Here is a 14,647-nt window from a genome sequence, read left to right as displayed (position 1 = left end):
TGTCAGTAATCAGTTGTACAACTGCACTCGTTAATTCAAAACTCGCAATCCACAATTCATCAGTTCTAACTTATAGATCAATCCAGCGATCGTCTGCCTTGATTAAGTTAATTAGCTCCGCAACACCCTCCGCTTCCGGAACTTTTTTGATTTCTTCACGACCGCGATATAGCGAAATGTAACCTGCTTGCTTACCCACATAGCCGTAGTCTGCATCCGCCATTTCGCCCGGACCATTAACAATGCAGCCCATTACCGCAATGTTCAACCCGGTCAGGTGACTGGTCGCTGCTCGGACTTTGTGGAGCACTTCTTCCAGGTTAAACAGCGTACGTCCGCACGATGGACAGGCGACGTACTCAACCATTGTGCGGCGGAGACCCAAGGCTTGCAGGATGCCGTAGCACACTGGGATTTCTTTTTCAGGGGCTTCGGTAAGGGAGACGCGAATCGTGTCGCCGATGCCTTCTGCGAGCAGCGTTCCAATTCCGGCTGTAGACTTGATGCGACCGTACTCGCCGTCGCCTGCTTCGGTAACACCTAAGTGGAGCGGGTAGTCCATGCCCAGTTGATCCATTCGCTGCACCATCAGGCGATTCGCCGCAATCATCACGGGAACTCTGGAGGCTTTGAGCGAAATTTCAATGTTGTAGAAGTCGAGGGATTCGCAAATTCGGATGAACTCTAACGCTGACTCCACCATGCCTTCTGGCGTGTCGCCATAGGTGAACAGCATCCGCTCTGCTAGAGAACCGTGATTTACTCCAATTCGCATCGATTTGTTTTGATCGCGCAACGAGATGACTAGCGGCTCCAGCGTTTCGCGAATTTTTTCACCGATTTCGTCAAATTCGGCTTGGGCGTACTCGGTGCGATCGGTGCGGGGCTTCTCGAACACGTACAAACCCGGATTGATCCGCACGTTATCGACGTAATTTGCAACTTCTAAGGCAATCTTCATGCCGTTGTGGTGTACGTCTGCTACTAGCGGCACGGGCTGATAGGTTTGAATCAGCTTGCGACGAATCTCCTCCATTGCCTTGGCGTGCGCCATGCTGGGCACGGTAACACGGACGATCTCGCAGCCAATTTCGTGCAGGCGACGGATTGCTGCAACCGAACCGTCAATATCCAGCGTGTCTTCATTGATCATCGACTGCACTGCCACTGGATGGCTGCCACCGATCGTAATGCTGCCAACGGGGACGGGACGGGTTTTGCGGCGCTGAATCGACGTATCAACCGCCGTGGGAGAAGGTGCCGAAGCAAGAGGACTGGGCAGAGTTTGCATACACCGTAAAGTTTCTACAGCAGTAAAAGCTAATAGCTATTAGCGAATAGCTATTAGCTTTAGATTGCCATAGAAGCCGCACCTTTGCGGTAAGACGAGGTAAAAGTTCCTAGCGACGAAAGTCACCGCCGGATTCGCGGGGCTTCGCCTTATTGACTTTTAGCTGGCGACCCATCCACTCAGCACCGTCTAATTCTGCGATCGCCGCGTCTTCCTGAGCGTCTTCTGCCATCTCTACAAACGCGAAGCCACGCATTCGACCCGTTTCGCGATCGGTCGGCAGGGAAACGCGCTTTACTGTGCCGTACTCAGCGAACACTTCGGTCAAGTCTTCGACGGTTGCCTGGTAGGATAAATTTCCAACGTAAATAGTCATGAGAAATCGGTAATTGGAACAGAGAAGCCAGGGTTAAATCGTAGGAGTAAGCAAGCAAAAACCACCGTCGCAGAACGACGGCAGCTTACTTTTTACACTGTACGGATGGTTGCGATCACAAATAAATTGATCCGACCCGCGATCGTAATAAACCCTACGGGTCGGTAATACCATATTCTCCCTACTCAAGAAAGTCGCGCATGTCACATACTAAGCGGCACTAATCGATCGAGATCGACTGCGGACCTCCGCCATTGCCATTGTGGACTTCTGTGGTGGCGGATGGAGACGCTACGACTCCTGTTTGCTGGTCTAACCAGCTTTTTACTGGATCATCGGCTAAATTCAGCCGAAAAACGCCCGAAAAGAACCCACCAAAAAATGCGATCGGCTGTTGGGATAATTCCCGTACAAGAGGCATCAGTTCATCAAGAAACATAGTTATACGGCTGCAAGCGTCAATGCCGCGATTGTAGCGCGAGAGCTGAGGGGGTGATAGGGCTTATCGGTCGCTTCGGTCAAAACAGAGTATTAGTCGGATGGCTGTACGGAAGTTGATGGCGCGCTTGGTCGCGGCTCGCGGAGTAGTCAGCGATACTGCTTGGGATTGATCACAAGTTCTGTGGTGAACCAGAACTGAACGCTGCATGGCAACGCTATCAGCTTCTGTAACTTCAAGCTGCGTTCTTGGCAGTAGGGCGATCGCCCCGATGAAAAGTACGCCACTCAGAACGCTGCTATAAATCTATACTGCTGCTACATAGCAGCGTTCTCGCTCCGCCGAGGGACACTTGACTCCTCTCTGGCATAAAGAGAGAGCCAAAGTTTCCCTTTCCTTGCAAAAAGGGGGCAGGTTCTGTAGATATACCTGATTGAATTGGGAACCCTATAAGTACCATTTGGCGAAGCAATGGTCAGCGCTATAACCCCTATCCAAGGTTATATATTAAGCGCTCGCAGAAAAATTAGCGTTAAGCTGGTTACGTTACCTAATTCCGCCAATTTCTTTAGAAATTGCAAAAAAGTAGGACATTGCTGTGTGTTTCAAAGGTTCCCGCATTTTAGTAGTTGATGACTTAGCTGATAATTTATTTCTAGTTCAAGCCATTTTAGAAGCTGAAGGATATTGCGTTGAAACAGCTGAGAGCGGGACGCAAGCACTCGAAAAAGTGAAACTTGCGCCACCAGATCTAATCCTGCTTGATGTCATGATGCCAGGAGTGAACGGTTACGAGGTGACTCGTAGAATTCGACAAAACCGCCAAATCCCCTTTATTCCAATTTTGCTGCTCACAGCACACAACCATGTAAGTGCTGCTGAGGGGCTAAATGTGGGAGCCAATGACTTCATCTACAAGCCTATTAATCTAGATGAACTGTTGGCGCGAGTAAAGGCATTTTTGCGGCTCAAACGCGATCTCAGTACCCAACGCTAGCCAATTGCTCCAGGATCACGCGTCATGCGCCAATGGTGTTATTCCATTGTGCGCATTGTGCCGATTCAAAGCATGGATTGCTGACGCTCAACGCTCTAAGGCTTTTGGCTTGCTGCTACTGAGGAAACGTTGATCATCATTGGGGAGCCTTCATGCACCTGCAAGGACTTTTCGCCCGGAGTGGACTCCTAGAAGGAACAATTGGGGGCTTCCGCTTCGTGCTCATCCTGCTGGTGAGTATCGGCAGCATCTCCTACGCCAGTTTTCTGCAACTCGGGAAGCTGAATCAGCGCGTGACGAACATTTACCCGGTGTTAGCCACAGATCAGCGTCTGATTGCGCAGATTACGGATGCCGAGACCGCACAGCGCGACTATCCACTTACAGCACGGCAGTACTTGTCGTCCTACCAAAGCGCCGTTGAACGGACTGTAGAGCTGGCACATTCTCAGCCGCACCGTATGAGCGTCATGAGCTCTGAGAAGACGCACCTAGTAGAACTCCAGCACTCGATCGATTCGATCGATCTCCAACCCGCCAAGTTTGCTTTAGTCCGGCGCGTGGTGCAAACGGAGCAAGAACAGCCCGGCATGGATTCCATTCACCGCCTCAGCCAAAACGTTGAGCTTGAGGAAAACCAACGACTGCGGAAGCAGTTGCAGCAGGAACAAACTCACGCTCAAACCCTCACTCTGCTGACTGTTTTAAGCAGCAGTATTGCCGCGGCTCTGATTTTGGCTTCCAGTGTGTTGATTTGGCGCGAGATAGACAAACGCAAGCAAGCGGAAGCTGCGTTGCAATCTCGTGCTCACCAGCAAGCCGCTGTTGCAGAATTGGGTGAGCAGGCGCTCACGGGGCTGAGCCTGCCGCTGCTACATGAAGCGGTCGTTCGGGTGGCTGACAGCTTGGATGTGGAATACGCCAACGTTTTAGAGTTACTGCCAGAAGGCGATGCGCTGCTGCTGCGTGCGGGAGTTGGTTGGCAGCAAGGCACTGTTGGGCAAGCGACCATTGACGGAGCAGATTCACCTGCAGGGTATGCTCTACAGTGCAGCAGCCCTGTTGTTGTAAATGATCTTTCTAGCGAAACGCGCTTCACTAAGCCTCCCTTACTGGTAAAGCATGGCGTCATCAGCGTCATCAGCGTTGTGATTGCGGGTGAAACACAGCCCTTTGGCGTTTTGGGCGCTTACACAACTCGGCAGCGAGTATTTACTCGCGATGATGTTCATTTCCTACAATCTGTCGCAGCTGTAATTTCGGGGGCGATCGCACGGCAGCAATCCGAAACCGCACGGCAGCGACAAGCCGAACAAGAACAGTTGGTGATTGAGCTAGAGCGCCTGAACCAATTGAAAGATGATTTCCTCAGCACGGTATCGCATGAACTCCGCACGCCGATCACAAACATGCGAATGGCGCTCCAAATGCTTAAACTTGCGCCTCTGCCAGAGAAGTTTCAGCGCTATCGAGAGATTCTAGAGGCAGAGTGTATACGAGAAGCCGATTTGATTAGCGATCTGCTGGACTTGCAGCGGTTAGAAACCGAGTCGCAAGCGTCAGTTCTGGTCACAGCGATCGATCTGACTGAATGGATACCCCACATTGTGGAACCGTTTCAAGTGCGAACTCAAGAACGGCAGCAACTCCTGCAAATAGACGTGTCTTCAGACCTGCCTTATCTGATGGTGAATCACAGCAGCTTAGAGCGAGTTCTAGTAGAGTTGCTCAACAATGCCTGCAAATATACTCCTGCTAAGGGAACCGTTAGCCTTAAGGTTGAAGCGGCGACCAAGGTAGCAGAGGCAGGCTCAAAAGCAGTGGCTGCGATCGTCTTCACCATCCGCAATCAAGCAGAAATTCCTGCTAGCGAGCTACCGCGAATTTTCGAGAAGTTTTATCGTGTTCCCAATGCTGATCCCTGGAAGCAGGGAGGAACCGGTTTGGGGCTTGCCCTCGTGCAGAAGCTCGTGGAACAAATCGGGGGAACGATCGACGTCAACAGCAGCCAAAGCTGGACGACGTTCACCGTCCAAATTTCTCGCTAAATCGAGAGGCTAATCGCCACTAGGGAACCGCTAACTGCGGTGCCAGCGAGTGATCCCGCCGGGTTGGTCGATCAGCGTGATGCCTTGAGCTTGGAGTTTGCTGCGGATGTGATCGGCTTCAGCGAAGTTTTTCGCCTGCTTCGCCTGCGATCGCTGCTCGACAAGAGCGTCGATCTCGGCGTCACTTGGTCCGTCTGCCTCGGAGGTGTTTTCAGCTGGCGCTGCCTCCAGTCCTAGCACCTGCGCCAGTGAGACGAGCGTCTGCCACTGCTGATGCAGCGTTTCTGCCTCCGTTTCGGTTTTGCCCTGATGCACAAAGAGATTGCCTTCCCGCTGAAGCTGCTTGGCTAAATCGAACAGGACTGCAAGCGCAACGGGCGTGTTGAAGTCATCGTCCATTGCGGTTTGGAACTGCTCTGTAAAGGAAGTCAACTGTGGAGCCGCTTGGGTGCGATCGTCCCAACCTAGCTGCGATCCGTACTCGTAGCCAAACAGCAGCCCTTCTTTCAGCGTATTCCAGCTATTTTGGGCGGCGATCATGGCGTCATCGGTGAAGTCGATCGGCTTGCGGTAGTGGGCTTGTAGCACAAACAGCCGCACTGCCATCGGTTCGGGCGCGTTGGGCGAGTCCAGCAGTCCGCGAATCGTGGTGAAGTTGCCCAAGGATTTGGACATCTTCTCGCCGCCCACGTTTACCATGCCGTTGTGCATCCAGTAGCGAGCAAGCGGCTGACCTGTCACGACTTCAGACTGAGCAATCTCGTTTTCGTGGTGCGGAAACACCAGATCCGAGCCGCCCACGTGGAGGTCGATCGACTCGCCCAAGTGCTCTCGCACCATTGCGGAGCACTCGATGTGCCAGCCCGGACGCCCATTGCCCCACGGCGACTCCCAAAACGGCTCTCCGGGTCGCGCCGCTTTCCAGAGGGCAAAGTCAAAGGGGTCTTTCTTTTTGGGAGCGCCGTCGTCTACGCGCCCGCTGGCTCCTGCCTTCATGTCGTCGAGCGTGCGACCAGAAAGCTTGCCGTAGCCGCAGTTGCACCGAACGGCGTAGTAGACATCGCCGTCAGCCGGGTAGGCAAAGCCTTTTTCCTGCAGTTGCTGAATCAGCGTTTGGATGCCGTCGATCGTGCGAGTGGCACGCGGATAGGCATCGGCTTCCAGAATGTTGAGGCGCTGCATGTCCTCGAAGTACGTCTGCGTGTACTTCTCTGCTACGGCTGCCATTGAGGAGCCTTCTTTTTTGGCGCGGTTGAGAATTTTGTCGTCGATGTCGGTGAAGTTTTGGACGTAGCGCACGTCATAGCCGCGCCACGTCAGGTAGCGACGAATGGTGTCCCACACGATGTACGATCGGGCGTGACCCAGGTGGCAGTAGTCATATACCGTGACGCCGCAGCAGTACATCAGCACCTTGCCCGGTGTGAGCGGCTCAAATGGCTCTTTGCTGCGCGTGAGGGTGTTGTGGATGACTAAGCTCATGGGATGCGAGAAATGAACGACAAATGGCGGACAGCGCCCAGCCTACCACTCCATTGTTAACTAGTTTTATGATGTTGAGCTGTAGAGGCTGGCGATCGCGCCAGTTTTCCCCCCGCAAACTTTCGCTTGTCGAAAGCGATGACAGGCGCTTGGGGGGCGATCGGCTAAGCTATTAATAGACACATCTCTGCCCATTTACATTTCGGACTGTCTTATGCAATCTGCCGCGACTTCTGAATCGGCTATGGACGCTTCCAAACACGGCTTGCCTGTCACCATCATTACGGGCTTTTTGGGCAGCGGTAAGACAACGCTGTTGAACTACATTCTGACGAACCAGCAAGGACTGAAGACGGCGGTGCTCGTCAACGAATTCGGTGAAATTGGCATCGACAACGAGTTGATCGTGAAGACTGACGCCGACAACAGCATGGTGGAACTCAGCAACGGCTGCATCTGCTGCACCATCAATAACGATTTGGTTGAAGCGGTCTACAAGGTCATGGAGCGGCAGGACAACATTGACTACCTAATTGTCGAGACCACCGGACTTGCCGATCCGCTGCCCGTCGCGCTGACGTTTTTGGGCACGGAGCTGCGCGACATGACGCGGCTGGATTCGATCGTGACGGTTGTGGACGCCGAGAACTTTAGTCTGGACTTGTTCAACAGCGAAGCTGCTTACAGCCAGATTGCCTACGGTGACATTATTCTGCTGAACAAAGCCGATTTGGTGGACGAAGGCGATCTGGATGCGCTAGAGATTCGAATTCGCGAGATTAAGCAAGGAGCACGGATTCTGCGATCTGTTAAAGGTCAAGTTCCGCTGCCCGTGATTCTTAGCGTTGGGCTGTTTGAGTCGGATAAATACTTTGACGCCGCTGAGCCTGAGCATTCTCACGACCACGCGCACGATCATCACGACCACGCGCATGATGAGGCGCATGACCACGCGCACGACCACCACGACCACTCTGCTTGCGACCACGACCACGGGCACTGCGACCATGAGCACCACCATCACCACTCGAACCACTTAGAGAATGACGGCTTTACCTCCGTCTCAATCCAGAGCGACAAGCCATTTGATATCAAGAAGTTTCAGTACTTTCTCGACAATCAGCTACCGGAGAACGTTTTCCGCGCTAAAGGCATTCTCTGGTTCAGTGAAAGTCCTAAGCGGCACATCTTCCACCTCAGCGGCAAGCGCTTCTCGCTGGACGATAGCGAATGGACCAGCACGCCAAAGAATCAACTGGTGCTGATTGGACAGAACTTAGACCACGAAGCGCTGCGATCGCAGGTGGAGAACTGTTTTACGCTGCCAGCTACCAGTCGTGGGCGAGGCTTTGGTAAATAATTATGAATTCGTAATTTGCAATTCATAATTCAACATCCATGAGACAAGTTCTTGTCTGTCAGTACACGAATTGCCTTGCCAACGGCTCTGCTGAGGTGCTGCAAGCCTTTCAGCAGCAAGCGGAGGCGATCGCGACGGTTGTTGACTGCGGCTGTCAGGGACAGTGCAATATGGGTCCAACGGTGCGAGTGCTGCCGGATGAAATCTGGTATTGCCGAGTCAAGCCGGACGATGTGCCAGAGATTGTTCAACGGCATCTCCAGCATGGGGAGGTCGTCGATCGGCTGCTTCATCCTCGTTTGCATCCCAATTACCTCTAGGGCGATCGTCATGCGAGTTGTGATTCAGCGCGTTACGGCTTCTCATGTCAGCGTGGACGGACAGGTGATTGGGCGGATTGGACGGGGGCTAAACCTGCTGGTGGGTATTGCCGATACGGATACGGATGCTGAACTGGAGTGGATGGCGCGGAAGTGCCTGGATCTGCGGCTGTTTCCTGACGGTGAACATGGACGATTCGATCGATCTGTGCAGGAGATCAGCGGTGAACTGCTGGTGGTGAGCCAGTTTACGCTGTATGGCGATGGTCGCAAAGGTCGGCGACCGTCGTTCGATCGCGCGGCTACACCGTCCAAGGCTGAGGCGCTGTACGATCGCTTCGTCGCGCTACTGCGAGCCAGCGGCTTGCGGGTAGAAACTGGGAAATTTGGGGCAATGATGCAGGTGACGATCAAAAACGATGGACCCGTAACACTACTTTTAGAGCGGGAAGCCGGACAGGACAACATCTAATTTGAGTTGTTTGACTATCTGCTGTAGATGACAAAGATAAATGAATATATTCAGGGAATTCTGTTTAGTCCATTATTGTACTGCTTAAGTTGTCTTGGAAACAAGCACATAAAGATTACTTGTTCAGATGTAACACTTAGTTCTTACCAAAATGCGAAGACCTGGTTGGGATGCCCGACGTAGAAATAAAAATATTGGCACCTCAAAGTCAGGATATGGTCAAAATAACCGGATGCAAATTTCTGAATCTTGGGCAGGTGTGCCGCTCTTCTATGAAAAACTAAAAGATTTTGTTGCGATCGTTCGGCGCGTTGGCGAGCGCGAAATTACGATTCTAGTTGAGCCAGTTCAACCAGGTTTTCTACATGCTTGTACGCCTGATGACATCGTGCAAGTTCTAAGTTTACTTCCCTCAAAAGATGTGGAATCAATTAGTTTAGTTGTGCTGCGTCAGCCCAAGCGTAAAGAGCGTCTTCTGAGCCCAGTTTGGGGGCGACTACAATACTGGTCGGAAATTCATCAATATACTGGAGTCGCGATTCATCTCGAAGCACAACCGGTTGAAACAGTTCAGCGGTGGAGTAAGTCTTTGACCCCTGATGAGATTCAAGAGCTAGAGCGTCTTGCACAGGACGGTCATCGAGTTGTTTCTGAGCGTCGATATTATGCAGTTCACACAAGTTTAGAATCAAATCGTAGTACCCAGTTATACCGAACGCTGCCACACGAAGTTGGACATTACGTTGATTATTTGGAAAGTGTGCAAGACGATGAGAATAATGATTTGTATTGGAGCAAGCCCGATCAAGAAAAGGAAGCGTTTGCTCATCGATATGCGACTCAATTTTGGGAACGCGAGAAAGTAGCAGGTCATGTTCCATTCGAGCGAATTCTGAACGAAGAGAAGTTAGTTGCTGAAGGTCTTGCTTTATCTTGGTTCACGCCATCCAGCAACTCTGTTAAAGCAGATTGAATTGACAAAGTAAGTCGTTGTTGTGGAGATTGAGGCTACTGTTAGTTGCAGCATAATAATGACTAAGTGCAAGAAGCAGTTCTACTGATCGCCTTAACCATCACTGGTCACACAGCCTTTGATGCTTTTATTCGGAAGTCGAGTAAGCAAATGTGCGCTTCGGTTGCTAGAACCGCTAGGATAAAAGTGTTTAAGATTCTTCATAAAGATTGTGGTACAGCAACTTACAACAGCAACTCCGCTAGAAAAACACCTCTGGACCTGGCAGAACTACAACATCCAGTACACCGTTATGGGCGACGGTCCGTCGCTGCTGCTGGTTCACGGCTTTGGAGCCTCGCTGGGGCATTGGCGCAAAAACATTCCAGCCCTAGCAGCGGGTGGCTACCGCGTCTACGCGATCGATCTGCTGGGCTTCGGCGGTTCCGATAAGCCCGCGATCGACTACACGCTGGACGTGTGGCAAGAACTGCTGAAGGATTTTTGCGCCGCACACATCAATCAGCCAACGGTGTTTGTCGGCAACTCGATCGGTGGCTTGCTGTGTTTGATGCTGCTGGCGAACCATCCCGAACTGGCGCGAGGCGGCATTCTGCTCAATTGTGCGGGCGGCATGAACCATCGCCCTGATGAGCTAGCTCCGCCGCTGCGGTTGATTATGGCGACGTTCACCAATCTTGTTCGATCGCCGCGCTTCGGTCCACTGGTGTTTAACCAGGTTCGTAAGAAGGAGCGGATTCGTCGATCGCTGAGTCAGGTCTACCGCAATCGCGAGGCGGTCACCGATGAACTCGTGGATATGCTGTACGCGCCTTCGTGTGATGAAGGCGCGCAAAAGGTGTTTGCTTCGGTGCTGACGGCTCCTCCCGGTCCGACTCCAGCGGAACTGCTACCTAAAGTGAATGTGCCGCTGCTGGTGATGTGGGGTGAAGCAGACCCGTGGACGCCAATTTCGGCAGCGAAACTGTACCGAAACCATGCGGAGACTCATCCACTGAAGTTTGTGGCGATTCCTGACACGGGGCACTGTCCCCACGACGATCGACCAGAGGTGGTGAACCCGCTGATGCTGGATTGGCTGTCGCAGCTTCCCGTGTAGGGTACGGATTTCTCGCCATCGAGCAATCGGGGAAATTCGCTACAAAAGATCCACGTCTTTTGGGTAAGCGATATGACTCCGGTACGACTGGTATCTAACTCTGAATCTGAGGAGCGATCGCTCGCGTCGGTTCCGTCTCCTTCAGATGACCAACTTCTCGATGCGTATTCCCATGCGGTAACGTCAGCAGCCGAGCGAGTCAGCCCGTCTGTGGTCAACATCGAAGTGTATCAAGCGGCGCAGCGGCGCGATCGGCGTCAGCCTCAAGAGAATCGCGGCAATGGGTCCGGCTTTGTCATTACGCCCGATGGCTACATTTTGACCAATAGCCACGTGGTGCACGGAGCGACGCGCATTGAAGTAACGCTTCCTGATGGGCAGCACTATGGCGCAGAACTGATTGGCGATGACCCCGACACTGACCTTGCCGTAGTGCGGATTCACGCACCGCATCTTGTTCCGGCAAAGCTGGGAGATTCGCAATCGATTAAGGTGGGGCAGTTGGCGATCGCGATCGGCAATCCCTACGGCTTCCAGTACACGGTGACAGCGGGCGTGGTCAGCGCCTTGGGTCGATCGCTGCGGGCTAAGTCGGGTCGGCTAATCGATAATGTGATTCAAACCGACGCAGCGCTGAATCCAGGTAACTCGGGTGGACCGCTGGTGAATTCTCGCGGCGAGGTGATTGGCGTTAATACAGCGGTGATTCTGCCTGCTCAGGGCATTTGCTTTGCTACCGCGATCAACACTGCCAAACTTGTGGCAGCCGCGCTAATCCAAAATGGCGAAATTACCCGTGGCTACATTGGGGTGGCGGGACAAACGGTGCCGCTGCATCGACGACTGGTGCGCTTCCACAACTTGGAAGCCGAAAGTGGCGTGCTGGTAGTATCGCTGGAGCCGGAGAGTCCGGCTCGTCGCGCTGGACTGATCGAAGGGGATGTCATCATTGGCTTTAACGGGCAGACGATCGGCAGCATTGACGATTTGCACAAGTACCTGACCGGAGAGCGCGTCGGCGTGCCGTCAGAATTGAGTGTTCTGCGCGGCTCCGATCGGCGAACGATCGCGATCGTCCCTTCCACCAAAGCCGCGTAATTGCAAAGGTGAGATTTAGGACTTATACCAATTCTCTAATTCCAGCTACCGATCAAACGACTGAAACGTTGACGAGATCGAGCGTTTACAATTCCGAATTCCGAATTGGTATTAGGCAAACCTCGGAGGTTTTAATCAAGCATCAGGCATCGTAACCCACCTGGTGGCTTAAACCTCCGAGGTTTTGGTTAAAAGTCCTGCGTTGATCACCTCACTAAATCCAACAGGCGGAAGTGGGCAATGTGAGCGATTTCGTCGATCGCCTGCTGTCGTTCGGCGTCGAGGGAGTTCTGCAAGCGGCGATCGAACGCTTCTAAAATGCTGGCTTTCGTGTGGTTTTTAACAGCGATGATGAATGGAAAGCCGCATCTGTCTTTGTATGCTTGATTGAGGGATAGAAAGCGATCGTATTCCTCTGGAGTCAATCGATCTAATCTGGCTCCGGCTTGCTCCTGCACGGATGCGGGTGCCATTTTTGCCCGTGTGCCCAAGTCTGGATGCGCTCGGATCAACGCCAGTTGCTCGTCTTGGCTCATTGCGTCCACCACCGCTACCATTGCCTGATGCAGTTCCATCACATCTGCAAACGGACGATCGTGCCAAGCCTGTCGAGCAATCGCTGGTGTGTCCTCAAACACCGCACCCAATGCCTCAGTAAATGCATCCTGACTGAGCTGGTTTAAGTCTGCGATCGTGTAGGTCATTTGCCGTCTACCAATGCTTGTGCCAGCTGGTTTGCACGTTCGACCAGCCGCTCCATTTCTACTGTGGTCAAGCGTCCCTGATCTACCACTTTTTTGCCGTTGATGAAGCTGTAATCGACGCGATCGACTTGACAGAAAATTAGCGCCGCCACAACATCGTGGATCGCTCCGGCAAACTGCGGACGGTCCAGATTCACGACAACAAAATCTGCTGACATGCCAGGAGCTAGAACTCCGATGTCATCGCGCCCTAGTACGCGAGCACCGCCGATTGTTCCCAATTCCAGCGCCTGCCGCGCCGTCATTTCTGCCGCATCACAGTTCCGCACGCGAGCCAACAGCAAGGCAGTGCGGGCTTCCTGAAGCAGATGCCCCGAATCGTTTGAGGCAGAGCCATCGACGCCCAAGCCGACCGGAACGCCGTGGTTCAGCATGGTGCGAATGGGCGCAATCCCGCTTGCCAACCGCATGTTACTACAGGGGCAATGAGCTACGCCCGTTCCGGTTCTGCCAAACTTGGCGATCGACGCCTCGCTAAGCTGTACGCAGTGAGCATGCCACACGTCTTCACCCAGCCAGCCGACCGATTCCGCATAGTCACCGGGAATCATGCCAAACTTTTCCAGGCTGTAGGTGACGTCTGATTTATTCTCTGCCAGATGTGTGTGTAGCCGCACGTTCGGATACGTTCGCGCCATGGTTGCCGATTCGCGCATTAGGGCTTGCGACACCGAGAATGGCGAACAGGGCGCAAGCGTGATTCGCAGCATCGCATAACGATCGGCATCGTGGTACTGCTCGATTAGTCGCTGCGAATCGTTGAGAATGTCTGGCTCTCGCTCCACCAGCGTATCTGGCGGCAGTCCACCTTGGCTTTCACCAACGCTCATGCTGCCGCGACTGGCATGGAACCGCAGCCCGATCGCCTGAATAGCTCGAATTTCGTCATCTAACGTGCAATCGTTGGGGAAAAGATAGAGATGGTCGCTGGCGGTGGTGCAGCCGGACAGCATTAACTCAGCGGCTGCAAGCTGGGCGCTGATGTAGACGCCTTCGGCGGTGAGATTTGACCAAATCGGATACAGCGTCTTCAGCCAGTTAAATAAATCGCAGCTTTGTGCCGCTGGAACTGCTCGCGTCAGGCATTGAAAGAAATGATGATGCGTGTTCACAAGTCCTGGCAGAACGACGTGGCGATCGCGTAAGTCCAACACTTCATCTGCGGTCTGCGGCAGTTCTGTGGTCGTTCCTACTTGCTCAATCACGTTGTCTCGCACGAAGATTGCTCCGTGTCGGATTTCGTGACGATCGGCGTCCATCGTCACTAGCGTATGAATGTTTTTAACCAGCAGCGTTGGCATAGAGCATGAATGACGAATGCAACGACTAACTTCCCCGATATGTACTATAGGACCACGGCGACGCCAGCAGTGGCACATGGTAGTGAGTAGCTGCATCCGCGATGCCGAAGCGAACCGGAACCCGATCGAGAAACGGCGGGGTTTGTGTGCTGAGGGATGACTGAGCAAAGTAATCACCAACTGCAAACACCAGTTCGTAAACGCCGATTTGGAGTTTACCCGTCAGCAATGGCGCATCTGTGCGTCCGTCGGTATTCGTTTGCACGGTTTTTAACAGCGTTTTTTGCTCGGAGGCAGGGTCGATCGCCCATAGTTCAATGGTCAAGTCGGCAGCAGGGCGACCCTGAGCCGTATCCAGAACGTGCGTCGTAAGTTTGCCAGACATAAGTTTGCCAGACATAGGTTTGCCGGAGATGAGTTTGCCGGACATGGGCGAGCAACTGAAAGTTGCACTTCATCATCGCATTCTCTTAGTCAATCGCAAGTTCAGGGTGTACCGAATGCTGACTGACGCGCAATCACCGCGATCGGTCCGCCACCCGCAGGTCCCTGATGCTCGCTGCCGCCAGACACATACACCATCGGATCTTGCACGACTGAAGCAACCACCGCGCCCACAACTGCCCG

At 53.1% G+C, this 14,647-nt stretch carries 16 protein-coding genes and 1 pseudogene; 8 read left to right on the top strand and 9 right to left on the bottom strand.

What is annotated here, in order from left to right:
• Positions 1-70 precede the first annotated feature (70 nt).
• From ispG to H6F43_RS12970, 4 genes are all read right to left on the bottom strand, one after another.
• Entirely contained in the window at positions 71-1,291 is a 1,221-nt protein-coding gene (ispG, locus tag H6F43_RS12985; RefSeq protein WP_190343166.1) for a (E)-4-hydroxy-3-methylbut-2-enyl-diphosphate synthase, read from the bottom strand.
• Between the two features lie 109 nt (positions 1,292-1,400).
• A complete protein-coding gene (locus H6F43_RS12980; RefSeq protein ID WP_190343165.1) occupies positions 1,401-1,667 on the bottom strand; it encodes an RNA-binding protein in 267 nt (88 codons plus the stop codon).
• A gap of 220 nt (positions 1,668-1,887) precedes the next feature.
• On the bottom strand, positions 1,888-2,106 hold the full coding sequence (locus H6F43_RS12975) for a hypothetical protein (RefSeq protein ID WP_190343164.1): 219 nt from the start codon (positions 2,104-2,106) through the stop codon (positions 1,888-1,890).
• Between the two features lie 149 nt (positions 2,107-2,255).
• Positions 2,256-2,393, bottom strand: coding sequence for a hypothetical protein (locus H6F43_RS12970; RefSeq protein WP_190343163.1), 138 nt, complete (start codon positions 2,391-2,393; stop codon positions 2,256-2,258).
• A 311-nt stretch (positions 2,394-2,704) separates the two neighbouring features.
• Between H6F43_RS12970 and H6F43_RS12965 the strand changes: the two are divergent.
• A pseudogene (locus tag H6F43_RS12965) lies at positions 2,705-3,079 on the top strand (response regulator); the annotation flags it as partial.
• A gap of 176 nt (positions 3,080-3,255) precedes the next feature.
• Positions 3,256-5,151 (top strand): ATP-binding protein, encoded by a 1,896-nt coding sequence (locus H6F43_RS12960; RefSeq protein WP_190343161.1) that lies wholly within the window; start codon positions 3,256-3,258, stop codon positions 5,149-5,151.
• A 30-nt stretch (positions 5,152-5,181) separates the two neighbouring features.
• Here the strand turns inward: H6F43_RS12960 and cysS are convergent, their stop codons facing one another.
• On the bottom strand, positions 5,182-6,633 hold the full coding sequence (cysS, locus tag H6F43_RS12955; protein ID WP_190343160.1) for a cysteine--tRNA ligase: 1,452 nt from the start codon (positions 6,631-6,633) through the stop codon (positions 5,182-5,184).
• Positions 6,634-6,847: 214 nt separating this feature from the next.
• Here cysS and H6F43_RS12950 point away from each other — a divergent pair, with 214 nt between their 5' ends.
• The 6 genes from H6F43_RS12950 (at position 6,848) to H6F43_RS12925 (ending at position 11,955) form a co-directional block, all read left to right on the top strand.
• Positions 6,848-7,993, top strand: a complete 1,146-nt coding sequence (locus H6F43_RS12950; RefSeq protein ID WP_190343159.1) for a GTP-binding protein — start codon at positions 6,848-6,850, stop codon at positions 7,991-7,993.
• Positions 7,994-8,031: 38 nt separating this feature from the next.
• A complete protein-coding gene (locus H6F43_RS12945) occupies positions 8,032-8,313 on the top strand; it encodes a (2Fe-2S) ferredoxin domain-containing protein (RefSeq protein WP_190343158.1) in 282 nt (93 codons plus the stop codon).
• Between the two features lie 10 nt (positions 8,314-8,323).
• Positions 8,324-8,785: a D-aminoacyl-tRNA deacylase gene (gene dtd / locus H6F43_RS12940; protein WP_190343157.1), complete on the top strand. Its 462-nt coding sequence runs from the start codon at positions 8,324-8,326 to the stop codon at positions 8,783-8,785.
• Positions 8,786-9,017: 232 nt separating this feature from the next.
• Entirely contained in the window at positions 9,018-9,758 is a 741-nt protein-coding gene (locus H6F43_RS12935) for a hypothetical protein (RefSeq protein ID WP_190343156.1), read from the top strand.
• Between the two features lie 208 nt (positions 9,759-9,966).
• Positions 9,967-10,857 (top strand): alpha/beta fold hydrolase, encoded by an 891-nt coding sequence (locus tag H6F43_RS12930; protein ID WP_347272412.1) that lies wholly within the window; start codon positions 9,967-9,969, stop codon positions 10,855-10,857.
• Between the two features lie 72 nt (positions 10,858-10,929).
• A complete protein-coding gene (locus H6F43_RS12925; protein WP_190343155.1) occupies positions 10,930-11,955 on the top strand; it encodes a trypsin-like peptidase domain-containing protein in 1,026 nt (341 codons plus the stop codon).
• Between the two features lie 206 nt (positions 11,956-12,161).
• Here H6F43_RS12925 and uraD read toward each other — a convergent pair whose 3' ends face one another.
• The 4 genes from uraD to H6F43_RS12905 form a co-directional block, all read right to left on the bottom strand.
• The gene (gene uraD / locus H6F43_RS12920) at positions 12,162-12,659 is read right to left on the bottom strand and encodes a 2-oxo-4-hydroxy-4-carboxy-5-ureidoimidazoline decarboxylase (protein ID WP_190343154.1); all 498 of its coding nucleotides are present in this window, start codon (positions 12,657-12,659) and stop codon (positions 12,162-12,164) included.
• Positions 12,656-14,020, bottom strand: coding sequence for an 8-oxoguanine deaminase (locus tag H6F43_RS12915; RefSeq protein WP_190343153.1), 1,365 nt, complete (start codon positions 14,018-14,020; stop codon positions 12,656-12,658). Before H6F43_RS12915 ends, uraD begins: the two co-directional genes overlap by 4 nt.
• Before the next feature lie 25 nt (positions 14,021-14,045).
• Entirely contained in the window at positions 14,046-14,405 is a 360-nt protein-coding gene (gene uraH, locus H6F43_RS12910; RefSeq protein ID WP_190343190.1) for a hydroxyisourate hydrolase, read from the bottom strand.
• A 101-nt stretch (positions 14,406-14,506) separates the two neighbouring features.
• Positions 14,507-14,647, bottom strand: a 141-nt coding sequence (locus tag H6F43_RS12905) for a ring-opening amidohydrolase (RefSeq protein ID WP_277879928.1), incomplete at its 5' end; no start/stop codon positions are given.

It is taken from the genome of Leptolyngbya sp. FACHB-36, from assembly GCF_014695955.1.
Lineage (GTDB): Bacteria > Cyanobacteriota > Cyanobacteriia > Leptolyngbyales > Leptolyngbyaceae > FACHB-36.
The sequence above is the reverse complement of the archived record's forward strand: the minus strand, read 5'-3'. Positions and strand labels throughout refer to the sequence as shown.

Bases quoted from the DNA above. Each gene is read 5' to 3' on its own strand.
- ispG (WP_190343166.1), bottom strand. From the start codon at position 1,291: ATGCAAACTCTGCCCAGTCCTCTTGCTTCGGCACCTTCTCCCACGGCG.
- H6F43_RS12980 (WP_190343165.1), bottom strand. From the start codon at position 1,667: ATGACTATTTACGTTGGAAATTTATCCTACCAGGCAACCGTCGAAGAC.
- H6F43_RS12975 (WP_190343164.1), bottom strand. From the start codon at position 2,106: ATGTTTCTTGATGAACTGATGCCTCTTGTACGGGAATTATCCCAACAG.
- H6F43_RS12960 (WP_190343161.1), top strand. From the start codon at position 3,256: ATGCACCTGCAAGGACTTTTCGCCCGGAGTGGACTCCTAGAAGGAACA.
- cysS (WP_190343160.1), bottom strand. From the start codon at position 6,633: ATGAGCTTAGTCATCCACAACACCCTCACGCGCAGCAAAGAGCCATTT.
- H6F43_RS12950 (WP_190343159.1), top strand. From the start codon at position 6,848: ATGCAATCTGCCGCGACTTCTGAATCGGCTATGGACGCTTCCAAACAC.
- H6F43_RS12945 (WP_190343158.1), top strand. From the start codon at position 8,032: ATGAGACAAGTTCTTGTCTGTCAGTACACGAATTGCCTTGCCAACGGC.
- dtd (WP_190343157.1), top strand. From the start codon at position 8,324: ATGCGAGTTGTGATTCAGCGCGTTACGGCTTCTCATGTCAGCGTGGAC.
- H6F43_RS12935 (WP_190343156.1), top strand. From the start codon at position 9,018: ATGCAAATTTCTGAATCTTGGGCAGGTGTGCCGCTCTTCTATGAAAAA.
- H6F43_RS12925 (WP_190343155.1), top strand. From the start codon at position 10,930: ATGACTCCGGTACGACTGGTATCTAACTCTGAATCTGAGGAGCGATCG.
- uraD (WP_190343154.1), bottom strand. From the start codon at position 12,659: ATGACCTACACGATCGCAGACTTAAACCAGCTCAGTCAGGATGCATTT.
- H6F43_RS12915 (WP_190343153.1), bottom strand. From the start codon at position 14,020: ATGCCAACGCTGCTGGTTAAAAACATTCATACGCTAGTGACGATGGAC.
- uraH (WP_190343190.1), bottom strand. From the start codon at position 14,405: ATGTCTGGCAAACTTACGACGCACGTTCTGGATACGGCTCAGGGTCGC.